Source organism: Pseudomonas jessenii, from assembly GCF_002236115.1.
Classification (GTDB): Bacteria; Pseudomonadota; Gammaproteobacteria; order Pseudomonadales; family Pseudomonadaceae; genus Aquipseudomonas; species Aquipseudomonas jessenii.
In genome coordinates, this window is the sequence record NZ_NIWT01000009.1 from 35,556 (window position 1) to 55,892 (window position 20,337).

The window sequence follows — 20,337 nt, forward strand, 5'->3', positions numbered from 1 at the left end:
ATGAGCGAGCAGCAAGCCCCGGTGCTGGCCAGCGTACGCAACCGCGTCGGCCACCTGACACTGAATCGGCCAAGCGCGTTGAACACCCTGGACCTGCCCATGGTGCGCCTGCTATGTCGGCACCTGTGGGCTTGGGAACAAGACCCGCAGATCGTCGCCGTGACCATTCGCGGCGCCGGTGAAAAGGCCTTCTGCGCCGGCGGCGACATTCGCATGCTGTACGACAGCTACAAGGCCGGCGACAACCAGCACGAGCTGTTCCTCGAGCAAGAGTATGCCCTCGACGAATACCTGCATGGTTACACCAAGCCCGTGCTGGCGCTGCTCGATGGTTTCGTCCTCGGCGGCGGCATGGGCCTGGCCCAGGCCGCCTCGCTACGGGTGATCACCGAGCGCACGCGGATGGGCATGCCGGAAGTCGGCATCGGCTTTTTCCCCGATGTCGGTGGCAGCTATTTCCTGCCGCGCCTGCCGGGGGAACTGGGAACCTATCTGGGCATCACCGGCTGCCAGGTGCGTGCCGCCGATGCCCTCTATGCGAACCTTGCCGACTACTACCTGCCCAGCGAACGGCTGGCCGAGCTGGATGCCTGTCTCGACCACCTGAACTGGACCGCTGCGCCCGACGAAGACTTGCAGGACTTGCTTGCCGACATGGCTACAGAGCGTCTTGCCGGGTCCGAGCTCAAGGCCTGTCGCCAGGCGATCGACGAGTATTTCGCCTTGCCCGATGTCCCGGCCATTCGTACCGCGCTGCAGCGTGAACAACGCCCCGAGCTGCAAGACTGGGCCGAGCAGACGGTGAAACTGCTCGACAGCCGCTCGCCACTGGCGATGGCCACGACGCTTGAGTTGTTGCGCCGTGGTCGTTACCTGAGCCTGGCCGAGTGCTTCGCTCTGGAGTTGCACCTGGACTACCAGTGGTTCGACAAGGGCGACCTGATGGAGGGTGTGCGCGCCCTGATCATCGACAAGGACAAGCGCCCACGCTGGAACCCGCCAACCCTGGCAGAGCTGGAACCTGCCCGGGTGCAGGCCTTCTTCAACGAGTTTCAACGCGCCTGCGGCAAGCCCGTACGCACCGCCTGATCGGCAGGAGACTTTGCAATGCACGATATCGAATTGACCGAAGAACAACGCATGATCCGCGACATGGCGCGCGACTTCGCCCGCAGCGAAGTCGCGCCGCATGCCCAGGCCTGGGAGAAGGCCGGCTGGATCGATGACGCCGTGGTGGCGCAGATGGGCGAGTTGGGCCTGCTGGGCATGGTCGTGCCGGACACCTGGGGCGGCAGCTACACCGACTATGTGGCCTACGCCCTGGCGGTGGAAGAAATCTCGGCCGGCGACGGTGCCCTCGGCGCGCTGATGAGCATCCACAACTCGGTAGGCTGCGGCCCCCTGCTGAAATACGGCACCCCCGCGCAGCAGGACAGTTGGCTGCCGCTGCTGGTCAGTGGTCAAGCGATCGGCTGCTTCTGCCTGACCGAGCCACAGGCTGGCTCCGAGGCACACAACCTGCGCACTCGTGCCGAACTGCGCGACGGTCAATGGGTACTCAATGGCGCCAAGCAGTTCGTCAGCAACGGCAAGCGCGCCAGGCTGGCCATCGTCTTCGCCGTAACCGATGCGCAACTGGGCAAGAAGGGGCTGTCGGCCTTCCTGGTACCGACCGACAACCCCGGCTTCGTGGTCGACCGCAGCGAACACAAGATGGGCATCAAGGCCTCCGATACCTGCGCGGTGACCCTGAACAACTGCACCATCCCCGAGGCCAACCTGCTGGGAGAACGCGGCAAGGGCCTGGCCATTGCCCTGTCCAACCTGGAAGGCGGCCGCATCGGCATCGCCGCCCAGGCTCTGGGTATCGCCCGCGCCGCCTTCGAGGCTGCCCTGGGCTATGCACGGGAGCGCGTCCAGTTCGGCAAGCCGATCATCGAGCACCAGAGCGTGTCCAACCTGCTCGCCGACATGCACACCCGACTCAACGCCACCCGCCTGCTGATCCTGCATGCGGCGCGCCTGAAAAGCGCCGGGCAACCGTGCCTGTCCGAAGCCTCCCAGGCCAAGCTGTTCGCCTCGGAAATGGCCGAGCGCGTGTGCTCCAGCGCCATGCAGATCCATGGCGGCTACGGTTACCTGGAAGACTACCCGGTAGAGCGCTACTACCGCGACGCGCGCATCACCCAGATCTACGAAGGCACCAGCGAAGTCCAGCGCCTGCTGATCGCCCGCGAACTGAGCCACTACGCGCTCTGACCTCCTCCAGCCGAACGCGACTGCCGCGTCCGGCTTTTCCCTGTCTTGCCCCTTGTGGAGCTGCCCATGCCCGGCTTGCGCAATATTTCCATTAGCCGCCGTCTGTGGCTGATTTTGCTGACATCCATCCTGATGCTGCTGATTCTCGCCGGCCTGATGCTCAAGCAGAGCTATAACGACCTTTACACCGCCAAGGCGCTGAAAACCCGTCACGTGGTCGAGACCGCCAGCGGCATCCTGCGTCACTTCCAAAGCCTGGAAGGCCAGGGCCTCAGTCGTGAGCAGGCGCAGCAGCAGGCCATCGCGGTCATGCGCGACTTGCGCTACGACCGCGAGGATTACTTCTGGCTCGAAGACCTCGACACGCGAATGGTCATGCACCCCAATGCCGGGCTCGAGGGCAAGCGCATGGCCGGTACACTCGATCCGGACGGCAAGGCGCTGTTCGACGAAATGGCCGCCACGGCCAAACGCGATGGCGCCGGCCTGGTGCACTACCGCTGGCCCAAACCGGGTTCCGACGCGCCGGTGGAGAAGGTTTCCTACGTCGAATTGTTCAAGCCCTGGGGTTGGATTGTCGGCTCGGGGATCTACATAGACGACGTGCAAGTCGAGTTCCGCCGCCAGCTGATTCAGGCCTGCGTCATATTGCTGACGATCGCCCTGCTGCTCAGTGCGCTGATCCTGCTGATTGCCCGCAGTATCGCCTCGCCACTGGCGCGGGTGGTCGATGCGATGGAGAACATCGCCAGCGGCGAAGCCGACCTGACCCGCAATCTGGATAACCGCTGGCGCGATGAACTGACAGACTTGAGCGGCCATTTCAACGTGTTCACCAACAAGCTGCGCGGCGTGATCGGTCAGTCCATACAGTCCGCTGACAGCCTGGACCAGGCTTCGAAGTCGCTCGGCGAAATCGCCGCCGATAGCCACAACCACAGCCAGCAGCAATCGCAGCAGATGGAACTGGTGGCCGCCGCCATCCACGAGGTCTCCTACGCCGTGCAGGAAGTGGCGAAGAATGCCGAGCACGCTGCCAACGAAGTTCGCCAGGCCGAAGAACAGGCACGTCGGGGCCAGCACAACACCGACATCAGCCTCCTCCAGATCGACCAGTTGTCCGATACCATCGGCCAGGCCGTCGAGGTGATCCAGAGCCTGGCCCGGGAAAGCACCCAGATCGGCAGCGTGCTGGAAGTGATCCGCGCCATCGCCGAGCAGACCAATCTGCTGGCCCTGAACGCCGCCATCGAGGCGGCGCGCGCTGGCGAACAGGGTCGCGGCTTCGCTGTGGTAGCAGACGAAGTGCGCCTGCTGGCCCAGCGCACCCAGCAGTCCACCGCGCAAATCCAGGACATGATCGAGCGCCTGCACGGCAACTCGCAAGCTGCAGTAGATGTCATCAATGCCAGCAGCCAAGCCGCTCGACAAACCGTGGAACAGGCCCACCAAACGGCTGAAAGCCTGCACCAGGTACTCGGCGCACTGCGCAATGTCACTGAACTGAACGCCTCGATCGCCAGCGCCACCCTGGAGCAGTCACACGTGGTCGAAGACATCAATCAGAACGTGACCCGCGCAGCCTCCCTGGCCCACGAAAGTGCCCAGGCAGCAGACCGGTCCAACGAGGCGAGCCAGGAACTGGGCCAACTTGCGGGTCAGCTCAATCGGCTATTGGGACAGTTTCGCGTATGAGGTCGATGAGTCACATGCAGCCCTCCAAAACCCTTTTTGCCGTGCCTGTCGACGAAGAACGCAACACGCGTTACCTGGAAACCCGGCACAAGGCTGTCGAGCTGTTCGCCAGGCATGGTTTCAGCCGAGTCAGCATGCGCGACCTGGCCACTTGTCTGGGGATCACCGCTGGCTCCCTCTACAACCACATCGATAGCAAAGAGGAACTGCTGTTTGAGTTGATCGAGGAGCTCTACGAAGCGTTGCTTGACGGCGCCAGCCTGGTGACCCGTCGCAAATCCGCCCCCACTGTACGACTGCACGGCCTGCTTGAGGCGCACCTGCGGCTCCACGAGCGTATGGCCGCGCATTTCCGCCTGGCTGAGTACGACCTCCATTGTTTGAGCTGCGAACAGCAAGCCTCGATTCTGACCCTGCGCCGACGCTACGAGCAGCATCTGGTGGAGACCATAGACCAACTCACCGGTAAACCGGCTAGCGTCACCCGGCGCGCGACCGTTAGCGGCATCGTGTCCTTGCTCAATCAACTACCGGCCTGGGTTGGGCAGCCCAAGGCCGGCATTGGAGCACGCCGCAAGCTGCTGCATGAGATGGTGATGAGTACCCTGCAGGGTGCATTGCGGGCAACTGAGGCGGCAGTCGTTCACGCATCGCCCTCCTCCCAGGCACTTAAATAAGTACCTGATTCCGACACCCTCTGCCGACAGCCGACAAACCCTCGGATTTTATTTTCTTACTCTCCACTGGCCCCGATGTTCATCGCTTCACATCGGGTCAATCAGTCCTGCCACTGCACACCCCACCATAAGCTCCAGCCCAGCGGGCTATGGGTCGGGTGTAAGGAGAATAAAAATAATGAATCCAGGTTTTACATCATCACTCAACCACTTGCTCGATGCTGCCACGGCTGGATCGCAGCGCGTCCCAGGCGTAGTCGCGGCATTAGTCAGGCGTGACGGTCTGGTCTATGAGGGTGCGTCAGGTCAACGGACGCAGGGTCAAGCCCCTGCCATGACGACCGACAGCGTTTTCGCCATGTTTTCCACGACCAAAGCGATAACCGCCACGGCGGTGCTGCAGTTGTTCGAAGAGGGCCGACTGGATCTCGATGCGCCTGCCAGGAACTATGTGCCGATGATCGGCGAACTGAAGGTGCTCGAGGGGTTTGATAGCGACGGAACGCCTCGCCTTCGCGCCCCCAGAAAACACATCACCACTCGAATGCTTCTGCTTCATACGGCAGGTCTGGGTTATGAGTTCTTCAACGAAAACTACAACCGACTAGCCCAGGAACAAGGACAACCCAGCATCATCAGCGGGTCGTTGGCGGCGCTTCAAACACCCTTGCTGTTTGAGCCGGGTGAACAGTGGGAATACGGCTCCAACATGGATTGGGCCGGCCTGGTGGTCGAGGCCATCACCGGCAAGCGTCTGGGTGAAGTCATGCAGCAGCGTATTTTCGAGCCGCTGGGCATGACCGATACCGCCTTTACCATGACCCCGTCGATGCTCCAGCGGCGAGCCAGCCTGCACCAACGCGCAGAGGATGGATCGCTTTGCGCACTTGAGGATTTCATCCTGCCACAGGCTCCCGAAGTGCACATGGGAGGCCATGGCCTGTATTCGACCGTGAAGGATTACTGTCAGTTTATCCGTGCCTGGCTTAACGATGGACAGGGGGATCACGGACAGATTCTCAAACCGGAAACGATTCGTTTCGCGGAAAAAAATGGTCTCGAAAACCTGAAAGTAAAAGCCCTCCCCGGCGTTATCCCCAGTCTCACCAATACCGCAGAGTTCTTCCCGGGCATGCCCAAGTCGTGGGCGATGAGTTTCATGATCAACGATCAAGACGCCCCCACCGGTCGCCCTGCGGGTTCTTTGGCGTGGGCCGGATTGGCCAATCTTTTCTATTGGATCGACCGCAAGAACGGCATCGGCGGTTTTTGGGCCACCCAGATATTGCCGTTCGCCGATTCCGTTTCGGTCAATGCCTATCTGGATTTCGAAACGGCGGCCTACCGCTATCTGACCCGCTGACCCGGCACTGATTCGATGCAGATCGCATGAGAGCCCCCCGGGGCTCCAGGCGATGCTGCACGAAAAAAATTCCTCTCCAAAAACCAACAAAAACAAAACAGGTGACTCATGGAGATCTCCACACGTACCCCTGCGCGCGTTCGGCCCCTGGTGCGCGCACTTGACACTTCAACGATCGGTGCCGGCCTCGTGCTGGCGATTCTGGCGGGCAACGCCCAGGCCATCGATGTGGACGCCGGCGAATACACCGCTGCGCTTCCAGCCGGCAGCAATATCGGTTTGCTTTACCTGCAGCATGCGCAGCGGCGCTCGATTTACAGTGATGGTCACAAGGTTGCGATCAAAGCGGGGCTCGACTCGGATATCGGCATACTGCGCGCCGCGCATTACCAGCAGTTGGGCGACTACACGATCAATACACAGTTCCTGCTGCCCTTCGGCCGCCTGGAAGGAACACGCGATAACGACTCGCTGGGACAAACCAGTGGCGTGGGCGATCTGATTCTGGCGTCCACTCTATGGCTCGTGAATGACCCGGCGAAAAATCGTTACTGGGGTATTGCACCCTACCTGTACGTGCCGACCGGTAACTATGACCGCAACGATGCACTCAACCTTGGCGAAAACCGTTGGAAGATGACATTGCAGACAGGCTATGTGACCGGTCTCACTGAAAAACTTTCCCTGGACCTCACCGCGGATGTGACCTTCTTTGGCAAAAATGACGACCTCACGAGTCAAGACCTGACGTTGCGCCAGAAGCCGCAGTGGCAAGCCCAGACCTACCTGAGGTACGCCGTGACACCAAAGCTTTCGGTGCATGTCGGTGCGTCTCGACTCTGGGGCGGTGAGACGCGCATTGACGGTCAGGATCAGAACGATGAACCCGACACCAGTAAATACCGTGTCGGCTCGTCATACTGGATAACCCCCTCCTTCCAGGCCCTGCTCAACTACGGCCAGGACGTCTCGGTCGACAACGGTTTCAAGGAAAACCAGCGGGTTAACCTAAGGCTGTTGTGGGTGTTCTGACCCACAGTGAATGGCACCGAGAGCGGGCTGGACACCGCTCTCGGTGCCCTCGTAGCGCCTCCAATCGCTAGCGCAGCCGGCGCTGCAAGGTCTGGGAGGGTAATTCACTGAAACGCTTGCGATAGATCCCCGCAAATTCACCCAGGTTCAGATAACCCCAGCGAAAGGCGATGGCCGAAACGGTGGTTCCCGATTGCGGGTCCGCCGCCAGCAAATCGCGGTGCGCCCCCTGCAATCGCTGCTCACGCAAGAACGCACCGGGCGTCATGCCGCGAAAACGCGCGAAGGCACCACTCAATGTCCGTACACTGGTCCCTACCGCACTGGCAATCTCACCCATCGTCGGCAGGCTCGCAGCATTGGCACTCATGAACTCTTCGGCAGCCCTGACATAACGGGGTGCAATCCGGTTCAGTGGACTATTCAAATCAAGCCCTGCCCGCCCGGCGCGGCCAGCCCATTCTTGCAGCATATGAACGCAAAGACTTTGCTCCAGGTGAGTACCCATTCGCCCTTCAGCCATGTGTGCGGGAGCTTCGGCAATACAACGAACCGTGTACTCCAGCAAACTCAGCCAGCTCGACCCGACTCCGCCGATGACGCACTTGTGTCTCCAGAACTGATCATCGGGCACGAACCCAAACCACTGCTGCGCCATCCGCTCCAATACGGCATGAGGAATGGTCAGATTCAGTTGCAGGTGATCAGGGTCGAGGTCGATCCGGTAATCGACACGACTGCAATCGGCAACGAATGATTCACCCATTGCCGTATCCTCGGTGACGGAACGCCGGGTCCAGTGCCGGGCATTGCCGCGAATAGTGGTGAGCAGTAGCGCATTCCCGGCTTCGGGCGAAAATTCATCGACGCTCACCGGCACGCCATAGGCAAAACGAGTCAGCGTCAACTCGCCAATCCTGGACGAATGCATGGTGGCGTGCGGCTTGATGGCCTGCCCTTTGGGTGCCACACGGTAGGGCATATACATGCGATCCGACCAGTCGCTGATTTCATCCCACTCGGTTGAAAAACTTTTGTGATGCTGGTGAATCGGCTTGCCGCTGGCATCGGTTAACAACGCATGTTCAAGAAGCATAGAGACACCTGATTTTTATTTTTTTAGGGTCCAATCGATGGCCAGACCTGCAACTCAGAGCAACGGCGGGTAGACCATCTGGTGTGACTCGCCCATCAGCAGCGGACGATTGAGCTTCGCGCAAGTGCGCAGGTAGTCGGCCACCAGGGTAATCCTCTTGAGGTTGCGCAGGTCCTCACAGTAGTACATCCAGAACTGTCGCGTGACCTCCACCTGATCCGGCAGCACCTCGCACAGGCGCGGGTCGGGACCGGCGAGGAAGCAAGGCAGGATCGCCAGCGCGCGCCCTTCCAGTGCCGCATGGTACTGGGCGACCACGCTGGTGCTGCGCAGGCGGCTGCGCGCGCCGAGCATCAGGTCGTTCAGGTAGAGCAGCTTGAAGCTGAAGGCCAGATCATCGACGTAGGTCACGAACGGGTGACCGGCCAGATCCTCGCGACAGCCAATCGGCGGATGACTGGCCAGGTACTCCGGCGTCGCATACACACGCAGGCGGTAATCGCACAGCCGCGAGCACACGTACGGACCGCGCTCGGGCCGCTCCAGGGTGATGGCGATGTCCGCCTCGCGCCGTGACAGGTTGACGAAGTGCGGGACCGGCAAAATATCCGCCGAGATATTCGGGTAGTGCTCAAGGAAGTGGCTCATCTGTGCTGCGATGAAACAGGACCCGAAGGCTTCGGTACAGCCGATGCGCAGGTGCCCGGCAAGCCCTCCGGTAGTGCCGAAAACCTGCTCGCAGGCTACCAGCAGTGTACTTTCCAGGGTTTCGGCGTGGCAGACCAGGCGCTGCCCCTCCACGGTCAGCACGAAGCCTGCGGTTCGCGATTTCTCGAACAACATGGCGCCCAGGCTCTGCTCCAGGGCGCGGATGCGTCGCGCTACCGTGGTGTAGTCCACCCCCAGGCGGCGGGCTGCACCGCTGGCGGTGCGGGCACGAGCGACCTCGAGAAAGAAGCGCATGTCGTCCCAGTTCAAGTGACCTTGCGTTGTACTTGTTTGCATATTCATCAGGCTTTCCTGCCGTACTTTGAGAGGGCCAGTGAATAAAAAGCGCGGGGCCGGGGAGTGGCAAGGCGCCGCGCAACGCTCAATCGTCAGAACTGTTCGTCAGCAAGGCCGTACAGGGGCGCACTGCCGGCGCGGATGCTGGCTTCCAGGCTCAGCGTCCGTGGCAGCAGGCGGGCGAAGTAGAACTCGGCGGTGGCCAGTTTGGCAGCGTAGAACGGCGGGTCCCGGTCAAGTCTGGACCGGGCCACGGCGGCCATGCGCGACCACATGTAGGCGTAGGCGACATAGCCGAACAGGTGCAGGTACTCCACGGAGGCTGCGCCGACTTCGTTGGCGTTGGCTTTGGCCCGCTCCAGCAGCCAGTTGCTGAGGCCCTCCAGGCGTTCCAGGGCCTTCAGCAGTTCGCTGCCATAGGCGCTTTCGTGGTGCAGCGCGAAGTGGCGGACTTCCCGAGCGAACAGGCGTAGTGCGACGCCATCGTTGGCCAGCACTTTGCGTCCGAGCAGGTCCAATGCCTGGATGCCATTGGTGCCTTCGTAGATCTGTGCAATGCGCACATCACGGACCAATTGTTCCTGACCCCATTCGCGGATGTAGCCATGGCCGCCGAAAACCTGCTGGCCGTTGATGCAGCTTTCCAGGCCGGTGTCGGTAAAAAACGCCTTGGCCACTGGCGTCAGCAGCGCAACCAGGATCTGCGCGCAATCGCGCTCGCTGGCATCGTCGGAAAATTTCGACAGATCCAGTTGTTGCCCGACATAGCAGGCGAATGCGCGACCGCCTTCGGTCATGGCTTTCATACCCAGCAGCATACGCCGCACATCCGGGTGAGCGATGATCGGGTCGGCCGGTTTGTCCGGGGCCAAGGCACCGGTGGGCGCCCGACCTTGAACGCGTTCGCGAGCATAGGTGACGGCGCTCTGGTAGGACGCCTCGGCGCAGCCGATGCCCTGAATGCCAATCGACAGGCGTTCGTAATTCATCATGGTGAACATCGCCGCCAAGCCTTTGTTCTCTTCACCGACCAGCCAGCCACTGGCGCCGTCGAAGTTCATCACGCAGGTGGCCGAGGCCTTGATGCCCATCTTGTGTTCGATCGAACCGCAACTCACGGCGTTGGCCGCGCCGAGGGAACCGTCGGCATTGACCAGGACTTTAGGCACGACAAACAGCGAAATGCCCTTCGGGCCAGCAGGCGCGTTCGGCAGTTTGGCCAGTACCAGATGAACGATGTTTTCAGTCAGGTCCTGATCGCCCCCGGTGATGAAAATCTTGCTGCCGGTAATCTTGTAGCTGCCGTCAGTCTCAGGTTCGGCGCGGGTGCGGATCAGCCCCAGGTCGGTACCGGCATGGGCCTCGGTGAGGCACATGGAGCCGGCCCAGCGGCCTTCATACATCGGCGGCAGATAGAGGTTTTTCAGGGCGTCGCTGGCGTGGGCGTCCAGCGCCAGGCAGGCACCGGAACTCAATGCGGAATACAGCGCAAAACTTGAGTTGGCGCCGTAGAGCATCTCTTCGAACTGCACGGCCAGCATTTTCGGCATGCCCATGCCACCAAACCCGGGGTTGCCGGACAGTCCCACCCAACCGCCTTCGATGTAGGTTGCGTAAGCCTGTTTGAAACCGATGGGGGTGGTGACCCGGCCCTCATGCCACTGCGCGCCTTCTTCGTCGCCACTGCGATTGAGGGGCGCAATCAGGTGCGAGGTGACTTTTGCCGCCTCCTCAAGAATGGCGTCTGCCGTATCGGTGTCGATGCTGTCGGTCAAGGCCGGCAGGCGCGCCCACATGGCCGGAGCATCGAACACTTCGTGCAGCACAAAGCGCATGTCGCGCAGCGGGACTTTGAATTCGGGCATAACGTAAACCTCGTTGGCACGGTTGTGTCATGGGCAGGGCACAGCCGAATTCGGCCTGCACGGACCCGCAGCAGCAGGTCAAACACCAGCTGCCAGATGGATGCAATGTCGGATCGGGTCAGAGCGCCTTGGCCCGGTCGCGCAACACATACTTCTGGATCTTGCCTGTGGAAGTCTTTGGCAGGAGCGTGAAGATCACTGTGCGCGGTACTTTGAATCCGGCCAGATGCTCACGACAGAAACTGATGATGTCAGCCTCGCGAACGTCCTGGTGATCAGCCTTCAAGGTGACGAAGGCGCAGGGCGTTTCGCCCCATTTCTCATCGGGACGGGCAACCACGGCTGCTTCCATCACACCCGGGTGGCGATAGAGCACCCCTTCAAGTTCGATGGTGGAAATGTTCTCGCCGCCCGAGATGATGATGTCCTTGAGCCGGTCCTTGATTTCGACGTAACCGTCAGGATGCCAGACGGCCAGGTCACCGGTGTGGAACCAGCCGCCTTCGAACGCTTCGGCAGTGGCGCTCGGGTTCTTCAGGTAGCCCTTCATGACGGTGTTACCGCGAATGAAGATCTCACCGATCGTCTGGCCGTCACGCGGGGTTGGCTCCAGCGTTGTGCTATCGCCGACCATCAAGCCTTCCAGCGTCGGATAGCGCACGCCCTGTCGCGACTTGATCTGCGCCCTCTCCTCCAGGGAAAACTCATCCCATTCGGCGTGCCAGGCGCAGACCGTCACCGGGCCATAGGTTTCGGTCAGGCCAAACACATGGGTGACCTTGATGCCCATCTCTTCGACGGCACCGATCACTTTGGCCGGTGGCGCAGCGCCCGCGACCAGGGCATTGACCGGGTGATCGATGGCTGCCTTCGCCGATTCTGGCATGTTCACCAGTGCATTGAGCACGATCGGCGCACCGCACAGGTGAGTGACCTGATGCTCGCGGATCAGCGTGAGGATTTTCTGTGGATCGACCCGGCGCAGGAAAACGTGCACACCCGCCAGGGCGGTGATGGTCCATGGATAGCACCAGCCATTGCAATGGAACATCGGCAGGGTCCAGAGGTACACCGGATGGTTGCCTATGGCCCAGGTCATCTGGTTGCCCAATGCGCTCAGGTAAGCGCCGCGATGGTGGTAGACCACGCCCTTGGGGTTGCCGGTGGTGCCTGAAGTGTAATTCAGCGAAATGGCCTGCCACTCGTCGCCCGGCCATTGCCAGTCGAATGCCGGGTCGCCTTCGGCCAACAGCGCTTCGTAGTCAAGGTCGCTCGCGGCCTGACCTTCACCGTATTCCGGGTCATTGACGTCGATCACCAAAGGCGGGTGATCCAGCATGCCAAGCGCCGCCTGGATCACATCATGGAACTCGCGGTCGGTAATCAACACCCTGGCTTCGCCATGCTGCAGCATGAATGCGATCGCCTCGGCATCGAGGCGCACGTTGAGCGGATTGAGCACGGCGCCGATCATCGGCACACCGAAATGCACTTCAAGCATCTCGGGAATGTTGGGCAGCATCACCGCCACCGTGTCGTCCTTGCCGATACCGCGACCGGCCAGCGCCGAGGCCAGGCGTCGGCAACGGGTGTAGGTCTGCGCCCAGGTGCGGCGAATCGAACCGTGGATGACGGCGAGGTGATCGGGATAAGTGCTGGCGGTGCGCTCGATGAAACTCAGCGGAGACAAGGCAATGTGGTTGACAGCCGAAGGGCCTAGGCCTTGGTCATAGATAGACATGTGCGGGTACTCGATGGCTGATTGTTAGCTCTATGGTTGACCTTGCAGCGCAGTCGCCGCAGTCACCTTCAAAGTCCGGATGACTTTATATAACACTGCGTCATCGATATGGAAGTAGAACCTACGTCGTATAGTATTAGTACTATATAGATTTCTGTTAAGTCCGAATCAATGCCGCCAACGCTCCAAGGCTGGTATATGCTTGGTTTCCCTGAGAAAGTGGACCCGCAATGACCCTGACGCCCGTTCGATTGCACAGTTGGTTGCGCCTGCAGCGCGAGGGTGTGTCTCTGGCCGCCCGGGCCGATGCGCTGTGTCGGGCGCTGCAGGATTGCCCTGAGGTGCAGCGGGCGGTTTACCTGAGCTGGCAGCCCAATGCGCGGATCTACAGCCATGAGGGCGCCGCCCAGCATTTACCGCCGGGACTTGGCGACCCGGCGCTGGCCAGCGACCAGTTGCTCTTCGAGCATCTGGTCGAGGCAGGCCGCCTGGACCTGGCTCAAGTCCGTCAACTCGATTGCTGGTTGTCCGGCCGGTTGCGCCGGGCCGCGATCAGCCATGGCCAGGTATTTGATCTGGCCTTGCAGCCGGGGCAGCCGGGCTTGTTGCTGGTGGAAGTGCGCGAGGGCGTGAGCCTCGATTGGCTGGGCTGGGTGCAGGATTTGCTGACGACGCTGCTGAGCAGCGTCAACGGCCTGCTGCGTGGTTCGCCACTGTTGGGTCACGATCCGCAACCGAGCCTGTTGCTCGATGCGCAAGGTCGACCGCTGGAGTTCAACGCGGCACTGATGGCGCTGCTCGCCGAGAAGTCACTGACCGATGTGTTGGGATTTTTACCGGTCAATCATCGGGTGCTGGTGCGTGCCTGCCTGGACCAGCAACGCGCCGTCGAAGGTGTCGAGGCTCAGTTTGAAACGCAGATCCTGATCTGGACGTTCATTCCCGATCCCCAGGACAACCGAGTGCTCGCCCGTTGCCGCGACGCCACGGCGCAAGTGCTGGCGGAGCGTGAAGCGTCCACCGCACGACGGCTGTACCGGCTGATCATCGAAAACACGACTGACCTGATATCCCGTCACACCCCCGAAGGTCGCGTTATCGATGCATCACCGGCGTCCTGGACCCTGCTCGGTTACTGGCCTGAAGAGTTGCGCGGGCAAATGGCCCAGGGCCTGTTTCATAGCCAGGACCTGGCCGCTCTGGTGCAGCGCGCGCGCGATGCGCTGGAGCAGGATGGCTATCACACCATGACCTATCGCATTCGCCATCGCGACGGCCACTACCTGTGGTTCGAAACCGCCAGCCGGGCGATCCGCGAAACCTACACCGGGGCGGTGGTCGAAATCGTCAGCATATCCCGGGACATCACGGCCCGGGTGCAGGCCGAGGAGAACAAGCGACGCCTGGCCGAAGTGGTCGAGGCCAACATTGACCCGGTGTTGTTCATCGCTCCCGAGGGCCAGGTCACTTACCTCAATCCAGCCGCGCGACGCATCCTCGGGATTGATGAGCAACAACCCATGCCGGCCCTGGCCACGTTGTTCGCAAGCGGCGACCTTGCGCGCCTGCAACGCGATGGCTGGAGGCGCGCCGAGCGCGACGGTGTCTGGAGCACCGATGCGCGTTTGCAACCACCGAGCGGGGGCACATCGGTGCCGGTGTCGCTGGTACTGCTGGCGCACCGTTCCGCCGGCGGTGAGCGTTATTACTCATTGGTCGCGCGCGACATGACCGAGCGCGAGCTGCGGGAAGTGCAACAGCGCCGTCATCAGGACGAACTGGCACACACCGCACGGCTGGTCACTCTCGGTGAACTGGCCTCGGGGATCGCCCACGAAATCAACCAGCCGCTGGCTGCCGTGGTCAACTATGCGAATGCAAGCCAGCGCTACCTGCAAACGCTGGATTCCAATCCCCAGGCCGCTGCCAGAGTGACCCAGGGCCTGGAACGCATTACCCATCACGCCACCCACGCCTCCGAAGTGATCCGACGGTTACGCTCCTTTTTGCGAAAGGGACAGCGTCGCATGCAGGCGCTGAACTTGACCGACGTCGCCCGCGAAGCCGTGCGTTTGTGTGCCTGGGAGGCGAGTAATTGCCAAGTGACAATCGAGGATCGACTGCCGGATAATCTGCCACCCGTTTATGCCGACCGCGTGTTGCTGGAACAGGTGCTGCTCAATTTGTTGCGCAATGCCATCGATGCCAACCGTGAGCAACATCCCGGGCAACCCTCTGTGATCGTGATGGCCGTGGAGCATGGCAGTGGCGCCTGCGTGGAAATCAGTGTGCGAGACCAGGGGCCGGGCGTCAGCGAGCCGGAACTGGAACAGATATTTACCCCGTTTTACACCAGCAAGGCCGATGGCCTGGGGCTCGGTCTGTCCATGAGCCGCAGCATCATCGAAGGTTTCGGTGGCGAATTGAATGCCCGGCGCCAGCCTGTCGGGCTGCTGATGTGTTGCCGCTTGCCGCTTGCCGGCCCAACAAAACAACAATAGGAATCAGGTAATGGCAGGTGTAACGGAGCACGTTGTGTACGTGGTCGATGATGACCAGGGCATGCTCGAATCGACGGTCTGGTTACTGGAGTCGGTCGGGCTCAAGGCCTTGCCGTTTACCAGTGGCGTCGCGTTCCTCGATGCCTGCGATGCAAGCCTCGATGCTTGTGTGCTGCTGGACGTTCGCATGCCCGGTATGGGCGGGTTGAACGTGCAGGAAGAAATGCGTGTGCGCCAACTGAACCTGCCCATCATCTTCGTCAGCGGGCATGCGGATGTGCCGATCGTGGTGCGCGCGTTCAAGGCCGGTGCCCATGACTTTATCGAGAAGCCCTACAACGAACAGCTGTTGCTGGACAGCGTGCAACAGGCGCTCAGCAACTGTGCCGCCAACCGTTCGGGCAACCAGGGCCACGAAGCCTTGCAGGCGCGCTTGTTGACCTTGACCCCGCGCGAGCGCGATATCCTGTTGCCACTGGTGCAGGGTTACACCACCCGCGAAATCGCGGAGCAACTGGGCGTAAGTGCAAAAACCGTTGATCTGTATCGCGCGCGCGTCATGAAACGCATGCAGGCCAACACGCTGCCGGACCTGGTGGGCATGGCCATCGCGGCGCAGATGATCGATCCGCTGAAGTTGCGTTGAATCCTCAGGACAGGTTTTCAAGCAGCTCCAGCGCCTGATCAAAATCGAAGCACTCCGCTTGCCGCACAACCCGAAGCAATTGCTCGGTCATCCGCGGGTCTGAAGCCAGCCCCTGCAGTTTGAGCAAGGCTGTCAGCGCCTGGGTGTCGCTCTCGGCCAGCAGAGACCGGACGTGGGCCAATTGCGCATGCCATTCGCTGCCCGGTGGCACGCTTGATGAGTCTGCGCACGATGTCGGCTCGCGGAGTACCGATAAACCTTTCAGCACCGTTGTCAGGCAACGCTCAACCTCCACCAGCCGGTCAGCCAGGTCCTGCTCCGCCCCATCGCTCGTCCCATCGTTCAGACACGCCTGCTCCAGTGCGGCGGCTGCATTCGCCACTTCAACGGCACCAATGTTGCCCGCCGTTCCGCGCAGGGTATGGGCCAGCCTGACCGTCGCCGAAGGATCGTCCTGGCCTCGGGCAGCCAGGAACTCGGCGCAAAAAACCTGGTGGCTGGAGCGAAACTTGCGCAGCAGGCGCAGATAGAGCTCGACCTTGCCCATGCAGGTGCCCAGGCCCGCTTTCAAATCAATACCGGGAAGGCTGGCTGGCAGGCTCGCCGCTGACTCCGTGGTGACCGGCGAAACGTCGGCCGACATCGCGCCACGGTCAGCTCGCGGATGTATCCACTTGGCCAACGTGGCGAACATGTCGTCGACGTTCAAGGGTTTGGAGATGTGGTCGTTCATGCCGCAGGCCAGCGCCCGCTCGCGGTCCCCCGCCATGGCGTCGGCAGTCATGGCGATCACCGGCAGATTCGCCCAGCGTGACTGCTCACGTATCTTGCGGGTCGCGGTATAACCGTCCATCACCGGCATCTGGCAGTCCATCAACACACCATCGAAGTCTGCGTCACGCTCCAGTTGGTCGAGCGCTTCTGCGCCGTGAACGGCCAGGCACAGCTCGATCCCGGCGCTCTCCAGCAGTTCACAGGCCAGCTCGCGGTTCAGCTCATTGTCTTCGACCAACAGCAGTCGCGCGCCACGCAGTCTGGCCATGGCGCTGGCACTCTGGCCGAGTCGCGAGCTGGCCCGGGTATCGGCCTGGGGGATCTTGCCGAGCACCGTGCCCAGCGCCTCAAGCAAAGTGGACGGCGTCACTGGTTTGGTCAGTACCACCGGCAAATGAATGCCGTACCGACTGGCCTCTTCGCGGGCTTCCTCGCGACCGAACGCCGTGACCATGATCACCGACGGCGTTTGCGCCAGTTTGGCGGCCTGCATCTGCCGCACCGTTTCCACGCCGTCCATGCCAGGCATGCGCCAATCCATCAGCACCAGATCATAGGGCAGCACCTTCGCTTCGGCGTCCACCAGCATGGCCAGTGCGGCCCGGCCGCTTTGCGCGACGTCCACCTCCACGCCAAAACTGCGCGCCATGCTGGACAGGATCTCCCGCGCGCTGGCGTTGTCATCGACCACCAACACACGGTTGCCCAGCAATTCGTCGGCGGTCACCATGCGCCGTAAATGGCTGTCGCGCTGCACCCCCAGGCTCACCTCGAAATGGAAAGTGGAACCAAGGCCCGGCTCGCTCTCTACCCAAATGCGCCCGCCCATCAATTCCACCAGATGCCGAGAGATGGCCAGGCCCAACCCGGTGCCACCGTATTTGCGGGTGGTGGTGCTATCGGCCTGGCTGAAGGGTTGAAACAGGCGCGAGCATTGCTCGGCGTTCATGCCGATCCCGGTGTCGCGCACCCAGAAATGCAGCTGCGCCTGCTCTCCTGCCGCGCCCCGGTGCTCTACGCCGAGCACGATCTCGCCCTGCTCGGTGAACTTCGTCGCATTGTTGCCCAGGTTGATCAGCACCTGGCCAAGGCGCAACGGGTCGCCGATCAAGGCGGTCGGCAGCTCGGCATCGGTGTTGAACAGCAATTCCAGGCCTTTGTCCTCGGCTTTGAGGCCGATCATGCTGGCAAAGCCGTCGAGCACGGCCTCAAGGTGGAAGGGAATGTGCTCCAGGTGCATCTTACCGGCCTCGATCCTGGAGAAGTCGAGGATGTCGTTGATGATCACCAACAGGTATTCCGCCGAGCGATGGACCTTTTCGATGTAGTTGCGCTGGCGGTGGTCGAGCTCGGTTCGCAATGCCAGGTAGCTCATGCCGATGATGGCGTTCATCGGTGTGCGGATCTCGTGGCTCATGGTGGCCAGGAAGTTGCTCTTGGCCCGGGTCGCCTCTTCTGCGGCCTCCCGTGCGCGCTGCACCTCGGCCTCGGCGGTCTTGCGGTCGGTGATGTCAAAGTACCAGTTGGCCCCCATGCCCCGCTCCCCCAGCGTCATCGTGACGGCCGAAACCAGTACGTCGAAGCGCTCGCCTCCAGTGCGCTGCAGGGTGGTCTCGAAGTTCAGCACTGCACCTTGCGCCGCCGCTTCGAGAAAGCGCTGGTGTGCCTGCGGGTCGACCCAGAACTGCGCCGGATCCGCACCTTCGAGTTCAGCCAGACGAGTCCCGAACAGACTGTCGAACTGCGGATTGCAGTAGGTCGGACGGCCATCGACGTCCCTGATCACCATGGCCACCGGGCTGCTGTCGAGTACTGCGCGCAACTGTGCCTCGCTGGTCTTGAGTGCCGCCTGCAGATGACGCCGTTCGCTCACGTCGCGCACCGAAGCGCACACGCATACGCCGTCCCCTTCCAGGCTCGGCAGATGCGACAGGCTGATCTCCGCCGAGAACAGACTTGCGTCTTTGCGCACGCCTTGCAGGTCGTCCAGGTTGGCCCCCATCTGGCGAGTGGCGCCGTGGGCCATGAAGCCCTGGCGCAGCGCCTCGTGGCGCCCTCTGCTGGCCAACGGCACCAAACGATCGATGGACTCGCCGAGCAGCTCACCGGCGCTATAGCCGAACAGCTGATCCAGTTGGCGATTGGTGCGCAGGATCTGTCCTTGGGCATCGACCACCAGCATGCCGTCCGGCGCCGCTTCGATAATCCCGCGATACCAGGCCTCGGTGGCGCGCAACGCCGATTGCTGGGTTTCCAGTGCCTGCGCCTGCTGCTCCAGTTGCAGCGCCTGTTCCGCCATTTCATTGGCCTGGCGACGGGTTTCCGCCAACAGGGTCTTGACCGCCTGATTGCGCTCCAGAATCGCCATGGCTGCGGCCAAACGTGGGGTGGCCTCCTGCAACAGCAGCAGTTCACGCTCGCCCAAGGGCTCCAGCCCGGCCAGTTCGAGCACCCCCAGCAACCGCTCGCCACGGACAATGGGTTGCAGCAGCAGGCAACGGGCCGGGACCTCGCCAAGGGGCGAGCGCAAACGCCAATATTGCTCCGGCATCGCCTGAAACTGACGCGGCACGCGATCCACCGCGCACTGGCCCAACAGGCCGTCGCCGAACATGACTTGCGCCTCGGGTGGCCGCTCGGAATCGGTGGCATAACGCCCCATCAACAGCAGCGTGCCGGAATCCTCCTGCGCGCTGTACAGCACCCCCTGGCAGATTCCGTGCAGGCTGGCCATGCATTGCAGGAACACGTGCGCCAGTTCGGCCGGGGTTTCTGCCTGCTGCAGATCGACCTGCAATTGGGCGGTATGCGCCTTGATCCAGCGCTGGCGCTCAAGTTGTTGGGATTCGGTCTGCAGTTTGGCGATGGCCCGCGCCAGATCGCCGGTTTCGTTGTTCAGGTCGGTGTGGGGAATCGGTTGATCGAGCTGCCCCGCGGCCAATTGGTCTACCGCCACCCGCACCCGGTTCAGTGGATTGCGGATCGACTGGCTGACGACCCAGGACAACAGCAACGCCAGCGACAAACCACCGAACAACAGTACGTAGGTCAGCCTGGTGCTGTGTTCGGCAAACTCGGCAATGTCCTTGGCCGTGTCGCGAATCGAGGCTTCCTTGATCTGGACGATCGCGTACAAAAGGCCGTCGGCCTGCCGGGCAAGTTGCTGGAATTCACTGCTATTGAGCAGCACCAACGCCTTGTTCTGCTGGCCCTGGTCGATCGATAGAAAGGCCTGGTCGCTATGACGCTGCAACTGTTGCAGCAGCAGGTCGAGCTCGGCGAGGCGCGCCAGATTGTCCGCGCGCCTTAAGGTCACTTTGGCGCGGGCCACGGCCTGCTGCAGGCCTTCGCGGATATCATGCAGTTGCTGCAGGGATTCGACGCGAATCTGCGCGCTGTCGGTGCCCACCGCACGCTGCAGTGCTTGCATCATATGGGGCAATTGCACACGGGCTTCCTGCAAGTGCTCCATGCCGACCAGTTCCTGCAGATAGAGGTTCTGCATGTCCTGCTTCAGCGATTGCTGGGTGCGCAGGCTTTGCACGCCGAGCACCAGCACCAACAGCAGCAGCGCCGAGAAACCCAGGATCAGTTTGTGAAGCAGCGCGAGGCGCTCAAGCAGGGTACGCAATCCGGCCATGACTATCCTCGTGGACCTGATGAAAACACTGACAAGGGGGGCA

13 protein-coding genes and 1 pseudogene are annotated in these 20,337 nt (G+C 61.7%); 9 read left to right on the forward strand and 5 right to left on the reverse strand.

Annotated elements, in window-relative coordinates; genetic code table 11:
• The 7 genes and pseudogenes from PSJE_RS26915 to PSJE_RS26940 all read left to right on the forward strand — a co-directional run bounded on the left by PSJE_RS26915 (position 1) and on the right by PSJE_RS26940 (position 7,026).
• A complete protein-coding gene (locus PSJE_RS26915) occupies positions 1 to 1,089 on the forward strand; it encodes an enoyl-CoA hydratase/isomerase family protein (protein ID WP_090456036.1) in 1,089 nt (362 codons plus the stop codon).
• A gap of 18 nt (positions 1,090 to 1,107) precedes the next feature.
• Complete coding sequence (locus PSJE_RS26920) at positions 1,108 to 2,259, forward strand: acyl-CoA dehydrogenase family protein (RefSeq protein ID WP_090456037.1); 1,152 nt, start codon at positions 1,108 to 1,110, stop codon at positions 2,257 to 2,259.
• Between the two features lie 156 nt (positions 2,260 to 2,415).
• A pseudogene (locus PSJE_RS32375) lies at positions 2,416 to 3,096 on the forward strand (cache domain-containing protein); the annotation flags it as partial.
• A gap of 123 nt (positions 3,097 to 3,219) precedes the next feature.
• Positions 3,220 to 3,954: a methyl-accepting chemotaxis protein gene (locus PSJE_RS32380; RefSeq protein WP_483407203.1), complete on the forward strand. Its 735-nt coding sequence runs from the start codon at positions 3,220 to 3,222 to the stop codon at positions 3,952 to 3,954.
• Positions 3,951 to 4,631, forward strand: coding sequence for a TetR/AcrR family transcriptional regulator (locus tag PSJE_RS26930; protein WP_090456041.1), 681 nt, complete (start codon positions 3,951 to 3,953; stop codon positions 4,629 to 4,631). The genes PSJE_RS32380 and PSJE_RS26930 overlap by 4 nt, the downstream gene beginning before the upstream one ends.
• A gap of 178 nt (positions 4,632 to 4,809) precedes the next feature.
• Complete coding sequence (acmB, locus tag PSJE_RS26935) at positions 4,810 to 5,994, forward strand: methyl acetate hydrolase AcmB (protein ID WP_090456043.1); 1,185 nt, start codon at positions 4,810 to 4,812, stop codon at positions 5,992 to 5,994.
• Positions 5,995 to 6,102: 108 nt separating this feature from the next.
• Positions 6,103 to 7,026, forward strand: a complete 924-nt coding sequence (locus PSJE_RS26940) for a transporter (protein ID WP_090456045.1) — start codon at positions 6,103 to 6,105, stop codon at positions 7,024 to 7,026.
• Between the two features lie 67 nt (positions 7,027 to 7,093).
• Here PSJE_RS26940 and PSJE_RS26945 read toward each other — a convergent pair whose 3' ends face one another.
• The 4 genes from PSJE_RS26945 to PSJE_RS26960 form a co-directional block, all read right to left on the reverse strand.
• A complete protein-coding gene (locus PSJE_RS26945; RefSeq protein WP_090456047.1) occupies positions 7,094 to 8,122 on the reverse strand; it encodes an AraC family transcriptional regulator in 1,029 nt (342 codons plus the stop codon).
• Between the two features lie 54 nt (positions 8,123 to 8,176).
• Positions 8,177 to 9,133: a LysR family transcriptional regulator gene (locus PSJE_RS26950; RefSeq protein ID WP_090456048.1), complete on the reverse strand. Its 957-nt coding sequence runs from the start codon at positions 9,131 to 9,133 to the stop codon at positions 8,177 to 8,179.
• A gap of 86 nt (positions 9,134 to 9,219) precedes the next feature.
• Positions 9,220 to 10,992, reverse strand: a complete 1,773-nt coding sequence (locus PSJE_RS26955) for an acyl-CoA dehydrogenase C-terminal domain-containing protein (RefSeq protein WP_090456050.1) — start codon at positions 10,990 to 10,992, stop codon at positions 9,220 to 9,222.
• 118 nt (positions 10,993 to 11,110) lie between these two features.
• Positions 11,111 to 12,733 carry an acyl-CoA synthetase gene (locus PSJE_RS26960; protein ID WP_090456052.1) on the reverse strand — a complete coding sequence of 541 codons (1,623 nt, stop codon included), beginning with the start codon at positions 12,731 to 12,733 and terminating at the stop codon, positions 11,111 to 11,113.
• Between the two features lie 230 nt (positions 12,734 to 12,963).
• Between PSJE_RS26960 and PSJE_RS26965 the strand changes: the two genes are divergently transcribed.
• Positions 12,964 to 15,234, forward strand: a complete 2,271-nt coding sequence (locus PSJE_RS26965; RefSeq protein WP_090456054.1) for a PAS domain-containing sensor histidine kinase — start codon at positions 12,964 to 12,966, stop codon at positions 15,232 to 15,234.
• Positions 15,235 to 15,244: 10 nt separating this feature from the next.
• A complete protein-coding gene (locus PSJE_RS26970) occupies positions 15,245 to 15,880 on the forward strand; it encodes a response regulator transcription factor (RefSeq protein ID WP_090456056.1) in 636 nt (211 codons plus the stop codon).
• 4 nt (positions 15,881 to 15,884) lie between these two features.
• Here the strand turns inward: PSJE_RS26970 and PSJE_RS26975 are convergent, their stop codons facing one another.
• A complete protein-coding gene (locus PSJE_RS26975) occupies positions 15,885 to 20,294 on the reverse strand; it encodes a response regulator (RefSeq protein WP_090456058.1) in 4,410 nt (1,469 codons plus the stop codon).
• Between the last annotated feature and the right edge of the window lie 43 nt (positions 20,295 to 20,337).

Excerpts from the sequence above, each read along its gene's own strand:
- PSJE_RS26940 (WP_090456045.1), top strand. The coding sequence starts at position 6,103 with ATGGAGATCTCCACACGTACCCCTGCGCGCGTTCGGCCCCTGGTGCGC.
- PSJE_RS26950 (WP_090456048.1), bottom strand. The coding sequence starts at position 9,133 with ATGAATATGCAAACAAGTACAACGCAAGGTCACTTGAACTGGGACGAC.
- PSJE_RS32380 (WP_483407203.1), top strand. The coding sequence starts at position 3,220 with ATGGAACTGGTGGCCGCCGCCATCCACGAGGTCTCCTACGCCGTGCAG.
- acmB (WP_090456043.1), top strand. The coding sequence starts at position 4,810 with ATGAATCCAGGTTTTACATCATCACTCAACCACTTGCTCGATGCTGCC.
- PSJE_RS26955 (WP_090456050.1), bottom strand. The coding sequence starts at position 10,992 with ATGCCCGAATTCAAAGTCCCGCTGCGCGACATGCGCTTTGTGCTGCAC.
- PSJE_RS26930 (WP_090456041.1), top strand. The coding sequence starts at position 3,951 with ATGAGGTCGATGAGTCACATGCAGCCCTCCAAAACCCTTTTTGCCGTG.
- PSJE_RS26920 (WP_090456037.1), top strand. The coding sequence starts at position 1,108 with ATGCACGATATCGAATTGACCGAAGAACAACGCATGATCCGCGACATG.
- PSJE_RS26965 (WP_090456054.1), top strand. The coding sequence starts at position 12,964 with ATGACCCTGACGCCCGTTCGATTGCACAGTTGGTTGCGCCTGCAGCGC.
- PSJE_RS26960 (WP_090456052.1), bottom strand. The coding sequence starts at position 12,733 with ATGTCTATCTATGACCAAGGCCTAGGCCCTTCGGCTGTCAACCACATT.
- PSJE_RS26945 (WP_090456047.1), bottom strand. The coding sequence starts at position 8,122 with ATGCTTCTTGAACATGCGTTGTTAACCGATGCCAGCGGCAAGCCGATT.
- PSJE_RS26915 (WP_090456036.1), top strand. The coding sequence starts at position 1 with ATGAGCGAGCAGCAAGCCCCGGTGCTGGCCAGCGTACGCAACCGCGTC.
- PSJE_RS26975 (WP_090456058.1), bottom strand. The coding sequence starts at position 20,294 with ATGGCCGGATTGCGTACCCTGCTTGAGCGCCTCGCGCTGCTTCACAAA.
- PSJE_RS26970 (WP_090456056.1), top strand. The coding sequence starts at position 15,245 with ATGGCAGGTGTAACGGAGCACGTTGTGTACGTGGTCGATGATGACCAG.